The organism is Paenibacillus sp. S25 (assembly GCF_019454085.1).
Taxonomy (GTDB): domain Bacteria; phylum Bacillota; class Bacilli; order Paenibacillales; family Paenibacillaceae; genus Paenibacillus; species Paenibacillus polymyxa_B.
Window position 1 is genome coordinate 2,230,870 of record NZ_CP073683.1, and the last position, 18,486, is coordinate 2,249,355.

Genomic DNA, 18,486 nt, shown 5'->3' on the forward strand with positions numbered 1-18,486 from the left:
ATGGGGGAAGAATAATGGGTATTTTGGTGCAAAAATTTGGGGGAACCTCGCTGTCCACACCTGAAGCACGTCAACTTGTGCTGGCACATGTGAAGCGGGAGCTGGAACAAAATCTTCAATTGGTTGTTGTTGTGTCGGCCATGGGGAGAAAAGGAGAGCCTTATGCCACCGACACGCTGCTGGATTGGGCGGCGTCTAACGGCGACAGTCTTCCGAAGCGCGAGCGGGATTTACTGCTGTGCTGTGGTGAAATCATTTCTGCTGCTACATTATGCAGCCTGATGGAGAAGGAAGGTATTCCTGCTACGGTGCTAACTGGGGCACAGGCGGGCTTTATTACGGATGATCAATACGGCAATGCTCGTATTTTGGATATAAAGCCAGACCGTGTTGTTGAAGAGTTGAACCAAGGCAGAGTTGTCATTGTGACAGGTTTTCAGGGACAAACAGCAGACGGTGATATGACTACCTTGGGTCGGGGAGGCAGCGATACGTCAGCTACTGCTCTGGGTGCTGCTCTACATGCGGATATGGTTGATATTTATACGGATGTGAATGGTATATTAACCGCCGATCCGCGCATTGTGGAAAATGCAAAGCCACTTACACATGTTAGCTATACGGAGATTTGCAATATGGCTCATCAGGGAGCAAAGGTTATCCATCCTCGTGCTGTTGAAATCGCCATGCAGGCTAATATCCCGGTCCGTGTTCGCTCTACCTTCTCCGAAGGAGAAGGTACGTTAGTTACCCACCCGGAAGGCTTTAAAGACGTGCAGGCAGACATCGTAGACCGTTTCGTGACCGGTATTGCGTATGTCGGCAATGTCACTCAGATTAATGTTGAATTAAAGCCGGGTTTGGAGCACTTGCAATTACAAGTATTCAAATCTATGGCTGAACATGGAATCAGCGTTGACTTTATTAACGTAACTCCATCGGGGGCAGTTTATACTGTGTTCGATCATGATGGAAGCAAAGCGGTTGAAGTATTGAACGGTTTGGGTCTAGAACCTAAGATACTGGCCGGGTGTGCTAAAGTTTCTGTCATAGGCGGTGGTATCAACGGGGTACCGGGCATTATGGCGACGATTGTGGAGGCATTGGCAGAATCAGACGTACAGATCCTTCAATCCGCAGATTCCAACACAACGATCTGGGTACTTGTTAAAAAAGAAGACATGGTGCAGGCTGTACGCGCATTGCATAATAAATTTGAACTCCATCAATAGGCGCATTGTCCGTGCTCGGACTTGCAAAAAGGAGGCAGCATGGTGAACTTCGGCAGATTGATTACCGCAATGGTGACACCTTTTGATTCGCAAGGAGAGATTGACTGGACTGCATTGTCCTCGTTGATTGATTACTTAATAGAAGAACAGCACTCAGAGTCACTTGTTGTATCTGGAACAACAGGGGAGTCTCCTACCCTGAGCGATGATGAAAAAATCAAGTTGTTTGCATTTGTTGTAGAAAAAGCAGCTGGACGATGTAAAATTATTGCCGGGACTGGAAGCAACAATACGCGTCACTCCATTCATCTAACCCGTGCCGCGGAGCAGGCAGGAGCAGATGGTGTTCTACTGGTAGTGCCATATTATAATAAACCGAATCAGGAAGGGATGTATCAGCATTTCGAATGTATTGCAAACTCCACATCCCTTCCAGCTATACTGTATAATGTTCCAAGCCGTACTGGAGCGAGTCTAACAGCTGAAACAACGCTGCGTCTTGCACAAATTCCGAACATTGTGGGAACCAAAGAATGTGCATCACTTGCGCAGGTCACACAGATTGCAGCGGCAGCGCCAGAAGGTTTTCTGGTTTATTCCGGGGATGATGCTTCTGGGTTGCCTGCTATGGCTGTAGGTGCTTATGGTATTATCAGCGTAGCGAGTCATGTGGTAGGTGCTGAAATGAAGCAGATGATCGATTCACTTGTAGGAGGACACTCGCAGGAGGCAGCAAAGTTGCATCAGCAGTTGTTCCCGATTTTCAAGGGTTTGTTTGGCTGTCCTCATCCTCTGCCTAATCCGGTGGCAGTAAAATATGCATTGGAATTACGGGGGATTAAGGTAGGTTCGGTTCGGTTGCCACTCATTCCTCCAACTGAGGATGAAGCGGAATTTATTAAGAAATTATTTACCCGCTAAAGAGAAATAGGAATGTAAGCTGTTAATTAATACTAAGGAGTATCCTTGTTAAGGGCAGTCGGTAGGTACAAAACCGATAGGGCTTATTGTCTGACAAGGTTCTCCAGCGTGAAGGGCGTTCTTATAGGACGTCCTTTTTGCTGTGCTTTTAACCATGCAGTAGATAAAATGACAGATACTAATGGTTTCAGACGGCAATGGGAAACCTAGCGTAACGAACAGGATGACTTGTTTTTTCTTATTTTAATCATGTATAATGGGGTCAAGTGACTGGGTGCGGTATTTTTTTGAAAATTAAATAAACAAATCAAGGTACGACGTCCAACTACCATAGGAGGTTTAGATTCATTTGTCTAAAAAAACAAACAACGATAAATTGATGATTTTCGCTTTGGGCGGCGTCGGTGAAATCGGGAAAAATATGTATGTCGTTCAATACGGCAATGACATTGTCGTGGTGGATTCCGGTCTGAAATTCCCGGAAGAGGACATGCTGGGCATTGATATCGTTATTCCTGATATTTCCTACCTTACAGAGAACCGCGACAAAGTAAGAGGCATTGTGCTGACTCATGGTCACGAGGACCATATCGGCGGTTTGCCTTACGTGTTGAAACATTTGAATGTACCAGTATATGGTACCAAATTGACGCTGGGATTGGTGGAAAATAAGCTGAAGGAAGCGAATCTGCTTGGTGAAACCAAACGTATTTTGATCAATGCTGATTCCGAAATCAAGCTGGGTTCCACATTAAAAGCAACTTTCTTCAGAACCAACCATAGTATTCCGGATTCTGTAGGTGTATGTATTGATACTCCTGAAGGCGCTGTTGTTCATACAGGTGACTTCAAATTTGACCATACTCCGGTGAACGGACAATATGCAGATTTGCAGCGTATGGCTGAAATTGGCACACGTGGCGTACTGGCTCTTTTGTCAGACAGTACAAATGCCGAGAAACCGGGATTTACACCTTCGGAAAAGAGCGTTGGTATTGTCCTGGAAGACATTTTCCGCAAGTCTAGACAGCGTGTGGTCGTAGCCACTTTTGCTTCTAACGTACATCGTATTCAGCAGGTAATTAATGCTGCTGAAGCAACGGGACGTAAAGTAACAGTAATTGGTCGAAGCATGGTTAATGTCGTAGGTATTGCTTCGGACTTGGGCTATTTGGAAATCCCAGATGGAATGCTGATTGAGCCTGAAGAAGTTGGCAAAATGTCAGCGGATCGTGTAGTTATTCTCTGCACAGGCAGTCAGGGTGAACCGATGTCCGCTTTGACAAGAATGGCTCGTTCCACACATCGAAAGGTTGACATTCTTCCAGGTGATTCAGTCATCATCGCAGCTACTCCGGTACCGGGTAATGAAAAATACGTTGGACGCACAATTGATGAACTGTTCCGTCTGGGTGCCAATGTATATTACAGCGCAGCTAATCCAGGCATCCACGTTTCTGGACACGGGAGCCAGGAAGAACTCAAGCTGATGCTGAATCTGATGAAACCAAAGTTCTTCTTGCCAATTCATGGTGAGTTCAGAATGCAACGTCGTCACGCTCTTCTTGCTGAAGGCGTAGGTATTGAGCCTGAAAATATCTTCATCACGGATATCGGTGAAGTCATTGAAATTCAAAATGGTGGAGCACGCAGAGCTGGTAAAGTTACAGCAGGTAACGTACTGATCGATGGACTAGGCGTAGGAGATGTAGGAAATATCGTATTGCGCGACCGCAAATTGCTGTCACAGGACGGTATTTTGGTGGTTGTTGTTACGCTGAGCAAGCAAGACGGAACGATTAAATCCGGACCAGATATCATTTCCCGCGGTTTCGTATATGTTCGTGAATCGGAAGGTTTGCTGGATGAAGCGAATCGTATTGTCTCAAGTACACTGCATAAGCTCATGAGTGAAAATGTAAATGAATGGGCTTCCCTCAAGACAAATGTCAAGGATGCACTAGGTCGCTTCTTGTATGAGCAAACTCGTCGCAGACCGATGATCCTGCCAATTATAATGGAAGTGTGATTCAATTGAAATTTGTTCAAAAACCTGAATTAAAAACTTAAGTCACAGGCACACAGTCGCCTCTCTTCCCGCAGGAAATATTGGACGGTTTCCGCGGGAGGAGAGGCTTTTTTGATTTTGCGGGACAAGGAAAAGCATGGAGGAGGGTATAAAATATTCCATTTTCATCCCATACTATAGGGTGAATACGGGTCATATAGATGCGTAAAGCGAAAGGAAGATCACCCATATGGAACAATACAGCAATCTAACATCTGGCAACGAGGAAACGGAAGCGCCAGATCAACCAGAAATTGGGCAAAGACCCGCTTTACCTGCTATGGAGGCTTTGCAGCAACTGGGTCAAACCTCCATGCCTGGAGGCGAGTCCAATATTTTTTGCATGACGATTATCGGTCAGATTGAAGGCCATCTCATTTTACCGCCTCAAAACAAAACGACAAAATATGAGCACATTATTCCCCAGTTGGTAGCGGCAGAACAAAATCCTCGTATTGAAGGATTAATGATTTTGCTGAATACAGTTGGTGGTGATGTAGAGGCAGGACTGGCTATTGCTGAAATGATCGCATCGATGAGTAAACCAACGGTGACTATTGTCATAGGTGGGGGGCATAGCATCGGTGTGCCGATTGCTGTGTCTTCCACTTATTCCTACATTGCGGAGAGTGCGACGATGACTATCCATCCCATTCGTATGAACGGTCTGGTCATTGGAGTACCACAAACTTTTGAATACATGGAAAAAATGCAGGAACGTGTTGTACGCTTCGTCGTTTCTCATTCTCGTATTACAGAAGAGCAGTTTAAGGAACTGATGTTTAAAACCGGTGAGTTAAACCGCGATATTGGTACAGCGGTTGGGGGAGCCGATGCAGTGAAGTATGGATTGATGGACGCGGTTGGAGGTATCGGAGAGGCTTTAAAACAGCTGAACGCCATTATTGAAACGCGGCGTCAGCAAAACGGGATCGCTGGGATTCAACAGCAGGCTCCGTATGCTCCTTTTTCTCCCAGTGCCACAGGAGCTCCTACAGAGACACTGTCAGGGGAGCATAGCGGGGAGCTACCTCAATGACACTATATACTGTGATGCCAATGGAAATGGTATGGCAAGGGATGTGGAAAGAGGCTGAGGAGCTTGCAGAGGTTCGGGTAGACGGTCTACTTATGCAGGTACAGCCGCTTGAAAGTCGTCGGGGGATCATTGTACGGTTGTTGGACTGTCCGCTGGAAACCTACCTGAATCCGCGTTATGGACCAGGTCAAGTCATCGAGTGGTCGTAGAAGGTGTCGAATAGTATAGAAATAGGTCATTTACTGCTGAAAAAGAACATATGTGCGGATACCGGGTGACGTGGTATAATATTCTTCTGGGGGGTGACCTTGTATGTCCAGAAGAAGAAAAAGAAAAAAGAAAGCCGCATTTGGCGGAGTTCTAAAATTTGAAATTTACGGCATTGTGCTGATTACATTAGCGGTCATTGCGTTGTCGGGTGAAGCGGCAGTTGGTCGGTCGCTATCCAAGATGTTTGGGCTCGTACTGGGGAAATTCTATTTTGTTATCCCTCTCATTGGCATTTATTATGGTCTGATGGTGATGATTCACCGCAAGTGGCCGAACCAGTGGAACTCGCGTAAAACGGGTTTGCTCCTGTTGGTATTTGCCTTTACACTTATGAGTTCTATTTCATCTATGGAGCAGCGTTTGGGGCCGATCAACGCGCTTCAGCCGGGCGGAGTGATGACCCAAATACATATAGATATGCGTGAGCAGTTGCTGTCGCCTGACCAGCAGGGCCATACCTCAATGCTGAACAAGGATATCAGCGGGGGGTATGTAGGCGCATTGCAGCTTACTGTTCTGTTGTGGCTGTTTGGTCTCACAGGAGCTAAACTGATCATGATTGTTATGTTCGTCATTTGTTTCATGCTGATGACCCAACTGTCCTATGTGGATTTGGTACGGATTGTAAAGACCAAGCTCCTGACAGTCGGGGGAAGCGTGCGCAAAAAATGGACTGGTAAAGCTACTCCGCTTTCGGCATCTAGCAAAGGTAGTGGAAATAGAAAAATCAAGTCTGAGCCGATTCCTGCCTATGAGGAAGACATGGATGATGACTTTGACGAAATGCAGCCTCCTGCACGCAAACAACCGATTTTCTTTCAGTTGTTTGGTCTCAAAAATTCAGATAAAGCGGACAAGGGGGAGCATTCCGTCAATACGGATAAGGATGATCATGATCTTCCATATGAAGCTGAGGACGCGCAGGCCCAGTGGAGAAACGGAAACCAGAGTGAAGAGCTGTCTGACGTAGTCGAACACGCTGAGCAGGAAGCTGCAATTCCGGTAAAGAGGTCGCCCATTATTAGGGATTTCTTCGAACAAGTAAAGCATGAGGAAAGAAGACCGGAAGCTGAATTTGGAGAGTCCCTGACAGGGGTAGAGCAGACAACTTCCATTATTGATGAATCCCTGGATGATGACTTTGTGGATGCCAATACCAATACGGGTATGGATGATTCGACAACGATCCAGGGGACATTAGAAGGTGCTCAGGGACAAGCTCAGACGATTGCAACTGGGGTTGCAGGCGAAGAGGCTGAAGGTACCCATACAGCTATTCCGGCTCCGCCGCCTCCTAAACCGTACAAGCTCCCATCGTTTCGTTTGCTTGCTAAACCACAAAACACAGGCAAAGGTATGGGACAAAAGGATTACATGCAAACAGCACGCAAGCTGGAAGCAACGCTGGAAAGCTTTGGTGTGCGTGCGAAGGTGCTGGAGGTTGTCCGTGGCCCTGCCGTAACGCGTTATGAAATTCAGCCGGACATTGGAGTGAAGGTCAGCCGCATTGTGAGTCTGACGGATGACATTGCGCTTGCGCTTGCTGCCAAGGATATCCGTATGGAGGCTCCGATTCCTGGCAAATCTGCTATCGGAATTGAGGTTCCGAATAATGAAGTTTCTATTGTCACGATGCGTGAGGTAATGGAGACAACCGTTTTCCAGGAGTCAACTTCCAATTTATCCATTGCATTCGGACGCGATATTGCAGGACAGACGATTGTTGGTAATTTGGCCAAGATGCCCCATCTGCTTGTGGCTGGGGCAACAGGTTCGGGTAAATCAGTGTGTATCAATGGGATCATCACGAGTATTTTGTACAAAGCAAAGCCGGATGAGGTCAAATTTTTGATGGTCGATCCTAAAATGGTGGAGTTGAACGTGTACAACGGAATCCCGCATTTGTTGGCTCCGGTCGTGACTGATCCAAAGCGTGCCTCACTTGCATTGAAGAAAATTGTAGTTGAAATGGAAAAAAGATATGAGTTATTTTCCAAATCAGGAACCCGTAATATTGAGGGCTATAATAATCTGATGAAAGATAACCCGGATGCATTTCTGCCTTACATCGTCGTTATTGTGGACGAGTTGGCAGATCTAATGATGGTAGCTGCTGGAGATGTGGAGGATGCGATTGCGCGACTTGCCCAAATGGCACGTGCAGCAGGCATCCACCTTATCATTGCAACACAAAGACCTTCGGTTGACGTAATTACCGGGGTGATTAAAGCCAATATTCCTTCACGTATTGCCTTCGGCGTTTCCTCGCAGGTAGACTCCCGTACCATATTGGACATGGGCGGAGCCGAGAAGCTACTCGGACGTGGTGATATGCTTTTCATGCCGATGGGTGCTTCTAAACCAGTCCGCGTTCAGGGAGCGTTCATGAGCGATCAAGAAGTCGAAAATATTGTTAACTATGTACGTGAACAGGGTGAAGCGCAGTATGATGAAACGCTAGTGCCGGAGGTGGAAGAGGTATCGGGTGATGCAGATGAAATGCTGGATGAGCTGTACGATCAGGCTGTCAACATCATTTTAGAGGCTAAACAAGCTTCCGTTTCGCTGCTTCAGCGCCGTATGCGGATCGGTTATACACGTGCTGCTCGACTGATTGACTCCATGGAAGCTCGCGGAGTCATCGGCCCTTACGAGGGCAGCAAGCCCCGTGAGGTCCTTATCTCAATGGAGCAATATCAGCAAAATAAAGTTAGTTCCTAAGCATTATCTCTATCCAGCACTACATTAAAACGCTGTTTGTTCGCATGGTGGTTGTTCTAATATGACAACTCCAAGTGAACAAACAGCGTTTTTTTGTGATGTTTTTTTGAGGTGTGGCGACTACCTGCTGAAAGAAGATTAAAAGGGTGAATAGCTTTAAGCGGAGCTTGTCATAATAAACGTAGCCATCCTGTTAATCCCACAAAAGAAAGGTAGAGCGCAGCATATGAAAAAGACAATGGTCTGGATTTGCACGGGTATCCTCGCAGCCTCGGCTATTACGTACACAGGACTTTTTAAAAATGACTCTGCACAGCAGCAAGCAGAGCCGCTGAGCACACAGCAGAAAGTACAAGCGGCGCAACCTTCCCAGCCGACATTCAGCTCGGGAGCAGTTGATTTTGGAACTTACGGTCAGGATGTATATGAGTTGCAATCACGTTTGAAGTTGCTGGGCTTTTTTGGCGGGAAAGTGGACAGCCATTTTGGCAGCAGTACACTAAAAGCTGTCAAGGGTTTTCAAAAGGAATTTGGCATCCGTCCCGATGGAGTGGTCGGAGCAAAGACGAAATTAAAGCTGGTGAACGCTACTCCTAACTGGAAGCCAACGGAAACTCCTATGCATCGTAACAATCAAGGTTCTGCTCAGGGACAGACAGCGGACAATAACGATAAAGCGGATCAAAACGATGAAACGATGGGATCGGCCAACACCATGGGACTATCTGAAAATGATCTTAAAATTATGGCCAACGCGGTCTACGGTGAATCCCGCGGCGAGCCATTTGAAGGACAAGTTGCCGTCGCGGCTGTTATTTTGAACAGGGTTAAGTCACCCAGCTTTCCCAACTCACCATCTGGAGTGATCTTTCAGCCAGGAGCTTTCACAGCTGTAGCAGACGGCCAAATCTGGCTCACACCGAATGAGACTGCACAAAAGGCGGTACGCCAAGCCCTGAACGGCTGGGACCCAAGCGGAGGATGTCTTTATTATTTTAACCCAAAAACAGCTACCTCCAAATGGATTTGGTCCCGTCCGCAGGTGAAAACCATCGGGGAGCATATTTTCTGCATGTAAAACGCCGAAGCAGCCGGGAGCTTGTCTCCGGTTGCTTCTTGGCTTTTGCATGGTTAGAATAAAGATTGGTACACTTTACCTCTTTACAGGAGGATGATTTACAGCAGCTAATGCTAATCAAAGGCTAGACGCAAATTGACGTCACAAAGGAGTTTTGGACTTGAACAAAACAGGTTTCGAGCGTGGCACACGCAGACAACTGAGGATTCATGTACTGCCGACCAAGCGCTTTAAGACGTTTGCCATATCGTTGTATGTAGGTACTCCGCTACGTGAGGAAACCGTAACCCGAGTGGGGCTGGTACCTTTCGTTCTGCGACGGGGTACAGAATCGTATCCGCAGACTACACAATTCAGAGAACAGTTAGAACAATTGTATGGCGCGGGTTTCGGATTCGATGTATACAAACGTGGAGATTATCAGATCGTGCAATTTCGCATGGATACGATTAATGACAGCTTTGTAAACAGTCCGGATAGTTTGCTGGATCGTTCGTTTGCTTTTCTCGGAGAAGTGCTGACGAAGCCTGCATTGGAAAATGGTGCATTTCAAACGGGATACGTCCAGCAGGAACGAGAAAATGTGCGTAAAAAGCTGGAATCTATAGTTAACGATAAAATACGTTATGCTGGTGAGCGCTGTATGGAGGAAATGTGCAAAGATGAGCCTTATCGTCTGCACCCTCTTGGTCAACGATCCGATCTGGACAGCATAGATGCACAGAGTTTGTATCAGGCTTATGGAGAATGGCTGAATAATGCCAGCATGGATTTATACGTTGTGGGAGATACGACGCTGGAAGAAGTTGAGAAATTTGTTGATCGCTATTTTCAATTGAACCGTTCAGCGGAAACAGGGTATGTTCCTGAACAGCCCAAATCGGTAGAGCGTGAGGTTCAAACCGTTGTAGAGCGTCTTGATGTGAACCAGGGCAAGCTCAACATGGGGTTGCGCACCCCTATTACGTATGGAGATGATCGCTATGCTTCCGCTCTGATGTACAATGGCATTTTGGGCGGGTATCCGCATTCAAAGCTGTTCGTTAATGTAAGAGAAAAGGAAAGTTTGGCGTATTACGCTTCATCGCGGTATGACGGGCATAAAGGGATTGGTACGATTCAATCTGGTATCGAAATTCCTAATTATGAAAAAGCGGTTACTATTATCCGCAAGCAACTGGAAGATACGCAAAATGGAGCGATTACCGAGCTGGAAATGACCCAAACGCAGGCGATGATTCGCAACTTGCTGAAGGAGATGCAGGATTCCGCTTTTGAAATGATCGCCTATGATTTTAACAGACAGCTTTCCGGTAAAGAGCGGACGGTAGATGAGCTGCTGAGTCAGGTGGAGGCAGTCAAGGTGCAGGATGTTCAGGATGCCGCCCGGACGTTCCGACTGGACACTATTTATTTCTTGAGAGACCAGAAGGGGGAATAGCGGTGGAGCATATACCTTATGAGCATTTGCAGGAAACGCTGTACTATGAAGTAATGGATAACGGTTTACACGTTTATGTGTTGCCCAAACCGGGTTTTCAGAAGACTTACGCCACATTTGCGACTAAATACGGCTCGGTTGATAATCATTTCCGCGTAGAAGGTCAACAGCCCGTAAAGGTGCCGGATGGCATAGCCCATTTTTTGGAGCATAAAATGTTTGAAGAGCCTGAAGGCGATATTTTTGCTACCTTTTCTTCTAATGGGGCATCAGCGAACGCATTTACGAGCTTTGATCAAACAGTATATCTGTTTTCGGCAACCGAGCGTATTCAAGAAAATTTGACCACGCTGGTCAATTTTGTGCAGCATCCTTACTTTACAGATGAAAATGTAGAAAAGGAAAAAGGCATTATCGGCCAGGAAATCAATATGTATGAAGATAATCCCGATTGGCGAAGTTACTTTGGTCTGATCGAGGTGCTGTACAAGGTCCATCCGGTGCATATTGATATCGCAGGTACTGTTCAATCCATCAGTACGATTACAAAGGAAACGCTGTACAGTTGCTATGAAGCTTTCTACCACCCAAGCAATATGATTCTTTTTGTAGTGGGCGGAGTGGATCCAGCTGAAGTAATAGAGCTGGTACGTAACAATCAGGCTAAAAAGGACTATAAGCCGCAGGGAGAGATCGAGCGGATTTTCGACGATGAACCCACTACAGTTGCAGAATCACGTCGTGAGGTAAAGCTGGCCGTTTCTCTGCCAAAGCTACTGTTTGGATTCAAGGAGGCTGAAGTAGGTCTAACGGGTGAAGAATTGCTCCGTCATGATCTGGAAACCAAGCTGATGTTAGATCTCCTGTTTGGTTCCAGTACCCAACTGTATCAAAAGCTCTACGATGAGGATCTGATTTCGGACAGTTTTGGTCATGAGTACAATAGTACGCAGCAATATGCATTCTCTGCAATCGGTGGGGATACCAAAGACCCGGATCGGCTGTTGGCGAGAATACGTGAAGAGGTGGAGTCCATCCAGAAGCAGGGCTTTGCAGCAGAACATTTTGAACGGGCACGCAAAAAGAAAATCGGTGGTTATCTGCGTACACTCAATTCACCAGAAAATATTGCGCATGAATTTACAAGACATCGCTTCCGGGGCAGCGATTTTTTCCAACTGCTTCCGATTTATGAAAGTATCACGCTTGAGGATGTAAATCGCCGTCTGAAAGACCATATCCAGTGGGATCAACTCGCAATATCACTAGTGGTGAGTCCGTAATGTCCAGGGAGAGGGAAACGATGACCACCGAGGGCGGAGAATTAAAAGCGATTGGCGATACAACCGTGCTGATTACAGGAGCGAGTGGCGGAATTGGTGCGGCTATTGCTGAGCGTTTTGCAGCTGTAGGGATGAATGTGGTCATTCACTACATGAAGTCCCATGAAAAAGCAAATGAAGTTGCCCGTCGTTGCATGGCTTATTCAGGTAAGGTAATGACCGTGTCAGCGGATCTGCGGAGCAAGGAGCAGATCGAACGCATGCGGGAAAAGCTGGATAATCACGGGATGAAGCCGGATATTCTTGTGAACAACGCCGGATTATCTCATTATGGGCTGTTGACAGATGTTTCGGAAGAGAAATGGGACGAAGTGATGGCTGTCAATGTTAAGGGAACCTTTCTGTGCACGCAGGTTTTTATGCCGCATATGATATCCCAACGCTATGGCCGCATTGTGAATGTTTCATCCGTGTGGGGGATATGTGGCGCTTCGTGCGAGGTGTTGTATTCCACCACCAAGGGAGGCATTAACGCTTTCACTAAAGCGCTGGCTCAAGAGGTAGCACCTTCCGGGGTGACAGTGAATGCTGTAGCTCCAGGTGCAGTGGATACGTCGATGCTGGATCATTTGGATGAAGGCGAAATTACCAGTTTGGAAGAAGAAATTCCTGCCGGACGATTGGCTCGACCTGATGAAATATCGTCCCTGGTTTATTTTCTTGCGCTTCCTGAGTCAGGTTATATTAATGGCCAGGTCATAAGTCCTAACGGAGGATGGGTGACTTAAGGGAAATAGCGCTTGGAGGAATCCACCAGTATAGTAAGCGTCTGAGAAGAGCATATTACAACTGTTGATTTTAAATCTGAATCATCTAAGGAGGATTTAAGTATGTCAACAGTTGTTCAGAATTTTGATGTTTGGAAAAAGTTCCTTGGTCAGCGTGTAGAGCAAGCGGAGAAGTTGGGAATCAGCCAAGATACCATTTCAGAGCTTGCTTATGAAATCGGTGATTTTCTGGATGAGAAGGTCGATCCAGCCAACCACTCTAACCGCGCACTGAAAGAACTGTGGGGAGTTGCCGATGAGGACGAGCGTCACACCATCGCCCGGCTAATGGTTAAATTGGCCAAGAGCAACGCATAAGTAGGAACCAACATGAAAAGCTCCCTTTTGGGGGCTTTTCTGTAATGGTTACAGAGCTGTTCTTGTAATTCCATTGTAATTTATATATCATAAACGTGATTGAGGCTTACAACACAATGCAGCCTATCAAATTTCAATAATTGGTTTTGTCGAAAGATGTTATTTTATGATACAATAATGCTTTGATTTGGAGTTGTTGACGGTTTGAATGTGAATGAGGTGCTAACGTGACGGAAGAAACGAAACAGTGGTACATGGAGTACAAGATACATAAAAATCGACCCGGACTGCTGGGAGACATTGCTTCCATGCTTGGTATTCTGGGGGTTAATATACTGACGATCAACGGTGTTGAAGGCGAAAGACGGGGGATGTTGCTTGAAACGGACGATGACGAGAAGATACGCATTCTCGGAGACACGTTAAAAAAAGCGAGCAACATTACAGTCACAGCCTTACGTGCTCCGAGACTGGTTGATATATTGGCAGTAAGACACGGCCGTTACATCGATCGGGATTCGGATGATCGTAAAACATTTCGCTTTACACGCGATGAGCTTGGGTTGCTGGTCGATTTTTTGGGTGAAGTATTAAAGAGGGACGGCAATCAGGTGATCGGTCTTCGCGGGATGCCACGTGTGGGCAAAACGGAATCCATTATTGCCAGTAGTGTATGCGCAATGAAGCGTTGGACTTTTGTGTCTTCAACGTTACTACGACAGACGGTGCGCAGTCAGCTCTCTGAAGAAGAAATGAATCCAAACAATGTGTTTATTATTGATGGTATTGTGAGTACAATTCGGTCAAATGAAAGACATTATCATTTGCTTCAGGAAATCATGAGTATGCCAAGTACTAAAGTGATTGAGCATCCTGATGTATTTGTACGTGAATCAGGATACAGCTTTGACGATTTCAATATCATTATTGAACTTCGCAATAATCCGGCTGAGGAAATTATTTATGATACCTTTACAGCCAGTTATACAGAAGATCTTTAAATAAGCGTAATTACACAAGGAGATGATGACATGTCAGAACTGGGTCAGCAATTAAAGGAGGCCCGGCTGCAAAAAGGATTGAGCCTTGACGATGTTCAGGAAATGACGAAGATACGCAAACGTTATCTGGAAGCCATTGAGACGGGCGATTACAAAGTGCTGCCGGGAAGCTTTTATGTCAGAGCTTTTATTAAAACATACGCTGAAACGGTCGGGTTAAACCCCGATGAGATTCTGGAAGGGCATCAAAGCAATGTGCCTGAACCTGAGCCGGAAGCAATCATGGAGCCTGTTACACAGAAACGCTCCAGCCGTCCCGCCACGATTGGTAATCTTAAATGGTTGCCTACAGCGTTAATGTGGCTTTTTCTAGTTCTCATTGTTGGGGTTATTTATGCTTATTGGGTGAGCAACAACCATTCAACTCCAAAAACAGCAGAAAACACAACGCCGATTACAACACCAAGCACCACACCAAGCACCACACCAAGCACGTCTACTCCTGACACCACTACAACACAGCCGAACAATGGTCAAACGACGGCTCCAAATGGTGCTGGTGGGCAGACTCCTGATGCGGGGCAAACCGGCCAAACTCAGCCAGGTGGTACGGGGAGTACGGATGCTACTACTCCAGATACTGGACAGCAGCCGGGTACGACTACGCCACAACAAGGTGTAACAGTGGCACAGGACGGCAAGCAAGGCAAGACGACGATTTTCAAAGTTTCCAGTTCAACGGGAGCCGCAGTCAAGGTTGATATTAAAGCGACGGGCGAAAGCTGGCTTGAAGTGTACAAGGGAGAAAATTCCCGTGGAGAAAAGCTGAGTTATGGTATGACTAAAAGTGGAGATGCCATGTCTTTCGATATTGGTCCAGAAGGTTTATATATCAAATCAGGACGGTCTTCTGCCACAGATATTTCCGTAGCAGGTCAACCGATAACAGATAATAAATCGACTACTCGTGTACTGATCCAGCAAGGAGAAGCTTCTTCGACCGGAACGAGTGCAGGGGTGACGGGTTCACCTGCAGATTCTACGACAGGTAGCAGTACGGATTCAGCACAAAGTAGTACAGATTCTACAACTACTGATGGTGAATAAACGCCTTGGTGCGAGGAAATACTAATGACTGTAATTCCTGGAAAGGCAGTCATTTCATTTTCCGCAAAGTGAGGTGTATACGTTATGACCGTTAGCTGGATTGTGACTGGGCTCGGTATAATTGTCAGTTTACTGGGCTATTATCTGACACCGAATGCATGGGGCTATGGCATACTGGGCTTTGGTCTTGCTCACATTGTGCTTGGACTTTTGGATATGTTCCGAACCCCAACACGAAGCCATAATTAGATATTTTGACCGTAATTGAAATAAAGGCGTTTTTGTCAGGAAAACTGGCAAGAACGCCTTTTTAGTCAACGGATTATTGGATTTTTGTAAATGACTAGCCTATAATTAGATATTGAACTTTGTTGTGGAAAGGAAAGTGAAACGATGGCTTCAGAAAATTCATTTGATATCGTCTCCAAAATGGATATGCAGGAGTTAACAAATGCGGTTCATCAGACGGAGCGTGAAATTGAAACACGATTTGATTTCAAGGATAGCAAAAGTAGCCTCAAGCTTGAGAAAGAAGCTCTTACGATTGCATCGGAAGACGAATACAAGCTAAATGCGGTGATTGATATTTTGCAATCTAAAATGGCCAAACGAGGTCTGTCCCTTAAAAATGTGGAGTATGGCAAATTGGAACCCGCCTCTTTAGGTTCAGTGCGTCAGCGTCTTTCGCTTAAGCAGGGAATTGATCAGGAGAATGCCAAGAAAATTAACATTCTTATTCGGGACTCCAAGTTAAAAGTTAAAAGTCAGATTCAAGGTGATCAAATCCGAGTGACCGGAAAAAACAGGGATGATTTACAGGCGATCATTCAATTGCTGCGTAAAGCTGATTTGCCATTGGAGCTTCAATTTACAAACATGAAATAAAGCCGTTTTCCCTCATACATTTTGTAGGAAAAAACGTTGCTTGATGTGCGGCAGGTTATTTTGACATGCGTTTTGCGCCATATTATACTTGTAACGAAAATGCAGACAATTCAGGTGTATAGCGCTCGTCGATAGCGATTTACATAGGATTGAATTTAATCCGAAAACTGCCATTTGTAATCAAGTACGATAATCAGGGGAGAGTGTGTTGTGAATTTACCCAACAGAATTACAATAACGCGGATTTGCCTTATTCCGGTGATGATGCTGGCTTTGCTGGTGGACTTTGATTTTTATCCGCCGCCGATTGAGATCGGAGCTTTCAAGCTGCCGTATAATCAGCTGATTGCGGCTATCATTTTCCTTGTAGCAGCCAGCACGGATGGTCTTGACGGATATTTGGCACGTAAAAATAATATGGTCACCAATTTGGGCAAGCTGTTGGACCCCCTTGCTGATAAGCTTTTGGTAACCGCCATTTTGGTTTCCTTGGTAGAAATGGGAAAAATCGATTCATGGATTGTTGTTGTGATTGTTAGCCGTGAGTTTGCGGTTACGGGTCTGCGTCAGATTGCCTTACTGGATGGTTCTGTGGTTGCTGCAAGCAATTGGGGCAAATTGAAGACGATCATCCAGATCGTTGCTATTGTAGCGTTGCTCATTAATAATTTCCCGTTTGTTTTTCTTGGTATCCCGTTTGATTTAATAGCAATATGGGCAGCGGCGTTGATCACCATTTATTCGGGTATTGATTATTTTGTGAAAAATATCCACTTGCTGAGTTCCTCCAAAGTTTAACAGGATAAATTTTATGGAAACAGCAATAGGGACTAAACTTATTGCTGTTTCTTTACATAATTCCCATAATATTTGCAGTACAGGAGGAAGAATTGATGAAAGCTGAAATAATTGCAGTAGGTACAGAGTTATTGCTCGGTCAAATAGTGAATACAAATGCTCAATATTTGTCACAAGAGTTGGCTACAATCGGAATCGATGTATATTTTCAGACTGTAGTTGGCGATAACATAGATCGGCTTCAGGAAGCAATAAGAATTGCTCAGAAGCGTGCGGATATTATTTTGTTTTCCGGCGGTCTGGGACCGACTCAGGATGATTTGACGAAAGATGCGATAGCGTCTGTATTGGGGCGAAAATTGCACATAGATCGTCTTGCAATGGATAAGCTAGATCAGTTTTTCCGTAACCGTGGGGTAGAAATGACCGAGAATAACCGCCGGCAGGCGCTTTCTATTGAAGGCGCTACTCCGCTTGAAAATGAGACAGGGCTAGCTGTGGGCGACGCAATTGCACAGGACGGTAAATTTTATGTAGTTTTGCCTGGACCGCCTAAGGAACTCAAACCCATGTTTGCAAACCAAGCGAAACCTTGGTTGCTTCAGCAGGCATTGAGCGGTGAAGAAATGCCAATTTATTCAAAAATGTTAAAATTTGCAGGGATCGGTGAGTCAGCTCTTGAAACCCATTTGTTAGATCTGATCCAATCCCAGACAGACCCCACGATTGCTCCTTATGCCAAGGAAGGGGAAGTCACGATCCGTATATCCACCAAGGCGGCCAGCGAAAGTGAAGCATTAATTAAGCTGACGGCTACGGAAGTAGAAATTCAGCAGCGTCTTTCGGAATATATGTATGCAAGCGAAGATGTTACGCTGGAGAAGGTTATCGTAGATCTAATGGCCAAAAGCGGACTCACTGTGAGTGCGGCAGAAAGCTGTACAGGTGGAATGCTGATGGAACACATCACTTCTATACCTGGCAGTGCTGTTATGTTTCAAGGTGGCATCGTGTGCTATTCCAATGAAATGAAGATGAAATTACTCAACGTGCCTTATGATTATTTGGAAGGGGATCAAGCGCCAGGTGCAGTGAGTAAGGAAGTAGCCCTTGTGCTTGCAGAGCAGGCAAGAATGATCATGGACAGTGATTTTGGACTTTCAGTTACTGGTGTTGCCGGGCCTGGGTATTCCGAACGGAAGCCAGTCGGTCTGGTGTATATTGGCATTGCTGAACGCGACAAGGAAACGGAAGTACATGAACTGAGACTGAGTGGTAACCGTGAAACAATCCGACTGCGATCAGTCAAAGCAATCCTGTACAGATTGTGGCGCAGACTGGTAGAGAACGAGAAACTCTCTTAAACATCTATGTACGGTGTGGGTCGTAGAGTTGTTTTAGATAGATATTCATGATATAATCTTCTTATCGGAAGAACCGTTGCAAAGCCTTTTGCCAGCGGTTCTTTTTTTGTTTTAAGAGACAGGTGTAATTGTA

Annotated in this window: 17 protein-coding genes; all 17 read left to right on the top strand. The window is 45.7% G+C overall.

Annotation, left to right across the window (positions count from 1 at the left end; translation table 11 throughout):
• Nucleotides 1-14: 14 nt before the first annotated feature.
• The 17 genes from dapG to KAI37_RS09945 all read left to right on the top strand — a co-directional run bounded on the left by dapG (nucleotide 15) and on the right by KAI37_RS09945 (nucleotide 18,353).
• Entirely contained in the window at nucleotides 15-1,232 is a 1,218-nt protein-coding gene (gene dapG / locus KAI37_RS09865) for an aspartate kinase (RefSeq protein WP_013309940.1), read from the top strand.
• A 39-nt stretch (nucleotides 1,233-1,271) separates the two neighbouring features.
• Nucleotides 1,272-2,153, top strand: a complete 882-nt coding sequence (dapA, locus tag KAI37_RS09870) for a 4-hydroxy-tetrahydrodipicolinate synthase (RefSeq protein WP_220031143.1) — start codon at nucleotides 1,272-1,274, stop codon at nucleotides 2,151-2,153.
• Between the two features lie 349 nt (nucleotides 2,154-2,502).
• On the top strand, nucleotides 2,503-4,182 hold the full coding sequence (locus KAI37_RS09875; RefSeq protein WP_013309942.1) for a ribonuclease J: 1,680 nt from the start codon (nucleotides 2,503-2,505) through the stop codon (nucleotides 4,180-4,182).
• Between the two features lie 229 nt (nucleotides 4,183-4,411).
• Nucleotides 4,412-5,260, top strand: coding sequence for a ClpP family protease (locus tag KAI37_RS09880; RefSeq protein ID WP_071640538.1), 849 nt, complete (start codon nucleotides 4,412-4,414; stop codon nucleotides 5,258-5,260).
• On the top strand, nucleotides 5,257-5,469 hold the full coding sequence (locus tag KAI37_RS09885; protein ID WP_220031144.1) for a YlzJ-like family protein: 213 nt from the start codon (nucleotides 5,257-5,259) through the stop codon (nucleotides 5,467-5,469). The genes KAI37_RS09880 and KAI37_RS09885 overlap by 4 nt, the downstream gene beginning before the upstream one ends.
• 103 nt (nucleotides 5,470-5,572) lie before the next feature.
• Nucleotides 5,573-8,251: an FtsK/SpoIIIE family DNA translocase gene (locus KAI37_RS09890; RefSeq protein WP_220031145.1), complete on the top strand. Its 2,679-nt coding sequence runs from the start codon at nucleotides 5,573-5,575 to the stop codon at nucleotides 8,249-8,251.
• 226 nt (nucleotides 8,252-8,477) lie between these two features.
• Nucleotides 8,478-9,329, top strand: a complete 852-nt coding sequence (gene sleB / locus KAI37_RS09895; protein WP_076292668.1) for a spore cortex-lytic enzyme — start codon at nucleotides 8,478-8,480, stop codon at nucleotides 9,327-9,329.
• Between the two features lie 160 nt (nucleotides 9,330-9,489).
• Nucleotides 9,490-10,770: an EF-P 5-aminopentanol modification-associated protein YfmF gene (gene yfmF, locus KAI37_RS09900; RefSeq protein ID WP_025720884.1), complete on the top strand. Its 1,281-nt coding sequence runs from the start codon at nucleotides 9,490-9,492 to the stop codon at nucleotides 10,768-10,770.
• Nucleotides 10,771-10,772: 2 nt separating this feature from the next.
• On the top strand, nucleotides 10,773-12,053 hold the full coding sequence (yfmH, locus tag KAI37_RS09905) for an EF-P 5-aminopentanol modification-associated protein YfmH (protein ID WP_220031146.1): 1,281 nt from the start codon (nucleotides 10,773-10,775) through the stop codon (nucleotides 12,051-12,053).
• A 20-nt stretch (nucleotides 12,054-12,073) separates the two neighbouring features.
• Nucleotides 12,074-12,841: an elongation factor P 5-aminopentanone reductase gene (ymfI, locus tag KAI37_RS09910; RefSeq protein WP_220031147.1), complete on the top strand. Its 768-nt coding sequence runs from the start codon at nucleotides 12,074-12,076 to the stop codon at nucleotides 12,839-12,841.
• A 102-nt stretch (nucleotides 12,842-12,943) separates the two neighbouring features.
• A complete protein-coding gene (locus KAI37_RS09915; protein ID WP_013309950.1) occupies nucleotides 12,944-13,198 on the top strand; it encodes a DUF3243 domain-containing protein in 255 nt (84 codons plus the stop codon).
• Between the two features lie 227 nt (nucleotides 13,199-13,425).
• A complete protein-coding gene (locus KAI37_RS09920) occupies nucleotides 13,426-14,199 on the top strand; it encodes a DUF3388 domain-containing protein (protein WP_013370747.1) in 774 nt (257 codons plus the stop codon).
• 30 nt (nucleotides 14,200-14,229) lie between these two features.
• Nucleotides 14,230-15,306 carry a RodZ domain-containing protein gene (locus KAI37_RS09925; protein ID WP_220031148.1) on the top strand — a complete coding sequence of 359 codons (1,077 nt, stop codon included), beginning with the start codon at nucleotides 14,230-14,232 and terminating at the stop codon, nucleotides 15,304-15,306.
• Between the two features lie 84 nt (nucleotides 15,307-15,390).
• Entirely contained in the window at nucleotides 15,391-15,555 is a 165-nt protein-coding gene (locus KAI37_RS09930; RefSeq protein WP_023988236.1) for a hypothetical protein, read from the top strand.
• 144 nt (nucleotides 15,556-15,699) lie between these two features.
• Entirely contained in the window at nucleotides 15,700-16,191 is a 492-nt protein-coding gene (locus tag KAI37_RS09935; RefSeq protein ID WP_025722076.1) for a YajQ family cyclic di-GMP-binding protein, read from the top strand.
• Between the two features lie 210 nt (nucleotides 16,192-16,401).
• A complete protein-coding gene (gene pgsA, locus KAI37_RS09940) occupies nucleotides 16,402-16,989 on the top strand; it encodes a CDP-diacylglycerol--glycerol-3-phosphate 3-phosphatidyltransferase (protein WP_220031149.1) in 588 nt (195 codons plus the stop codon).
• A gap of 95 nt (nucleotides 16,990-17,084) precedes the next feature.
• Nucleotides 17,085-18,353 carry a competence/damage-inducible protein A gene (locus KAI37_RS09945; protein WP_220031150.1) on the top strand — a complete coding sequence of 423 codons (1,269 nt, stop codon included), beginning with the start codon at nucleotides 17,085-17,087 and terminating at the stop codon, nucleotides 18,351-18,353.
• The last annotated feature ends 133 nt before the right edge of the window (nucleotides 18,354-18,486 follow it).